The sequence below is a fragment of the Dietzia sp. CQ4 genome, assembly GCF_014145125.1.
Lineage (GTDB): Bacteria > Actinomycetota > Actinomycetes > Mycobacteriales > Mycobacteriaceae > Dietzia > Dietzia natronolimnaea.
On the sequence record NZ_JAALDZ010000291.1, the window covers coordinates 1 to 3,183 of the forward strand.

Consider the following 3,183-nt stretch of genomic DNA (forward strand, 5'->3'; position numbering starts at 1 on the left):
GTCAAACCGGGGATGCGCGAGCGCTTCGCCGAACTGCGGGCCATGGGGATCCGCACCGTCATGATCACCGGGGACAACCCGCTCACGGCCGCCGCGATCGCCGCCGAGGCGGGGGTCGACGACTACCTGGCCGAGGCCACCCCGGACGACAAGCTCGCCCGGATCCGCGCCGAGCAGACCGGGGGGCGGTTGGTCGCGATGACCGGCGACGGCACCAACGACGCCCCCGCCCTGGCCCAGGCCGACGTCGGTGTGGCCATGAACTCCGGGACCACCGCCGCCAAGGAGGCCGGCAACATGGTGGATCTGGATTCGGACCCCACCAAGCTCATCGACATCGTGGGCATCGGCAAGCAACTGCTCATCACCCGCGGGGCGCTCACCACGTTCTCGCTGGCCAACGACCTGGCCAAGTACTTCGCCATCCTGCCCGCTCTGTTCGTGGGGATCTTCCCGCAGCTGGACAAGCTCAACGTCATGGGGCTCGCCAGCCCCGAGTCGGCGATCCTGTCCGCGGTGATCTTCAACGCGATCGTGATCGTGCTGCTGGTCCCGCTCGCGCTGCGGGGCGTGGCGTACCGCGCCGCCTCCGCCGCGTCGCTGCTGCGGCGCAACCTGCTGATCTACGGGCTCGGTGGCGTGATCGCGCCGTTCCTCGGGATCTGGCTCATCGACCTGCTCGTCCGACACCTCCCCGGGATCGCGTGACTCATGTCCACTCTCACCACTGCCCTGCGCCAGCTGCGGCCGGCCCTCGTCGTCGTCGCCCTCTTCACCCTCCTGTGCGGCCTCGCCTATCCCGTCTCGGTCTGGGCGGTCTCCCGGATCGACACCGCGTCGGCCGAGGGGTCGATCGTCCGGGACCGCGCCGGGTGCGCGGTCGGCTCCGCCCTGCTGGCCACCGACCCGCAGGTCGAGCCCGGCCAGCCCGATCCGTTCTTCCACGCGCGCGTCGTGGGGTCCGGGGACCAGACGGACCCGACCGCGGCCGCGATGACGCCCGGCGACCCGGCCGCCGGCGCACCCTCCCACCTGGGGCCGTCCAACCCGGAGCTCGCGGAGTGGATCACGCTCCGGCGTGAGGTGATCGCCCAGCGCGAGGGCGTGGACCCGGACGAGGTGCCGGTCGACGCCGTCACCGGCCCCGGTTCCGGGCTCGATCCGCACATCTCGCCCGAGTACGCCGCGATCCAGGTCGACCGGGTGGCGCGGGAGAACGAGCTCCCCCGGGAGCGGGTGCAGGCCCTGGTGGCCGAGCACACCGACGGCCGCCAGCTGGGGTTCCTGGGCCAGCCGCGGGTGCGGGTGACCGAACTCAACAGTGCGCTCAACAGTGCGCTGGGGCTCACGGCGCCCGGCTGCGCGGAGTCCGGCCGGGCAGCGCAGGGATAGGGTCTGACCATGTCCGGATCGACGCGGGGGCGGCTCCACATCTACCTCGGGGCCGCCCCCGGCGTGGGCAAGACCACCGAGATGCTCGACCGCGCCCATCGCCTGGTCGCGGAGGGTAAGGACGTGGTGGTGGGCCTGGTGGAGACCCACGGCCGGGCGGGGACCGCCGCGCTGCTCGACGGTCTCGAATCGGTGCCGCGCCGGACGGTGTCCTACCGCGGGACCAGGATGACGGAGATGGACCTGCCCGCGGTCCTGGAGCGGGCCCCGCAGATCGCCCTGGTCGACGAGCTGGCGCACACCAACGCCCCCGGCGTCGAGCACGCCAAGCGCTGGCAGGACGTGTCCGACCTGCTCGACGCGGGGATCGACGTCCACTCCACCCTCAACATCCAGCACCTCGAGAGCCTGAACGACGTGGTCTCCCGGATCACCGGCTCGGAGCAGCGGGAGAAGGTCCCGGACGCCGTCGTCCGCGCGGCCGACGAGATCGAGCTGGTCGACCTCAGTCCCGAGCAGCTGCGCCTGCGGTTGCTGGCGGGGCAGGTGTACCAGGCGGAGCGCGTGGACGCCGCCCTGGGCAACTACTTCCGGGTGGGCAACCTCACGGCGCTGCGCGAGCTCGCCCTGCTGTGGTTGGCCGACCGGGTGGACGAGGCGCTGGGCCGCTACCGGGACACCGAGCGGATCACCGACACCTGGGAGGCGCGGGAGCGCGTGGTGGTGGCGATCACCGGCGGCCCCGAGTCCCTGACCCTGGTCCGGCGCGCGAGTCGCATCGCCTCCCGCTCCTCGGCCGAGCTGGTGATCGTCCACGTGCTGCGCGGCGACGGCCTGGTCTCCGCCGGTGACAGCATGCCGGAGGTCCGGGAGGTCGCCGCGAGCCTCGGGGCGACCGTCCACACCGTCGCCGGCGACGACGTCCGGTCGACCCTCCTGGACTTCGCCCGCGGGATCAACGCCACCCAGCTCGTCCTGGGCACGTCCCGCCGCAGCCGGTGGCGGCGGTTGTTCGACGAGGGGATCGGCTCGGCGGTCCTGCAGGACTCCGGCCCGATCGACGTCCACATGGTCACCCACCCCGAGGCCTCGGGCGCCCGCCCCCGGGGTGCGCCACGTCCCGCGACCCGGCGCACCGCGGCCTGGGCGGGGGCGATCCTGGTCCCCCTGCTCGTCGGCGGGGTCAACCAGCTGTTCGACGAACGGCTGGACTTCAGCTCGCAGGGGTGGTTCTTCCTCGTGGGCGTACTGGCGGTCTCGCTGCTCGGCGGGGTGTGGCCGGCCGCGGTGTGCGCGATCGTTTCGGGCCTGGTCCTCAACTTCTTCTTCACGCACCCGCGGTACAGCGTCACGATCGCCGAGCCCGCGAACCTGGTGTCGATCCTGGTGATGGTGGCGGTGGCCATCGCCGTCTCGGTGCTGGTGGACCAGTCCGCGCGGCGGCACAGGGAGGCCACGCAGTCCGGTCGGGACGCCGAGCTGCTCACCCTGTTCGCCCGGTCCGCGCTCCGAGCCCCCGGACTGGACGTGCTGCTGGAGAAGGTGCGCGACGTCTACGCCCAGGACGGGGTGGCGTTCCTCGGTGTGGACGGCACGATGCTGGCCGGGGCCGGGGCGCAGCCGCCGGCGGACGAGGACGCGGCGACGACCTCAGTGGAGACCGAGCCCGGGGACCGGCTCCTGCTCTCGGGCCCGCGGCTCACCGGGCACGACCGGAAGATCCTCGCGATCGTCGCCGGGCACGCCTCGGCGCTCGTGCGCAACCAGGAGCTGGCCCGGGCCGCCGCCGAC

General features: G+C 73.0%; 3 protein-coding genes. All 3 read left to right on the top strand.

The genetic code is table 11. From position 1 onward, the window contains the following. Positions 1-708: HAD-IC family P-type ATPase (locus G6031_RS15150; protein ID WP_182653698.1), on the top strand; the 708-nt coding region annotated here is incomplete at its 5' end. Positions 709-711: 3 nt separating this feature from the next. Further along, positions 712-1,392, top strand: coding sequence for a potassium-transporting ATPase subunit C (locus G6031_RS15155; RefSeq protein ID WP_182653699.1), 681 nt, complete (start codon positions 712-714; stop codon positions 1,390-1,392). A gap of 9 nt (positions 1,393-1,401) precedes the next feature. Next, a partial coding sequence (locus G6031_RS15160) for a DUF4118 domain-containing protein (protein WP_182653700.1) occupies positions 1,402-3,183 on the top strand: 1,782 nt, incomplete at its 3' end.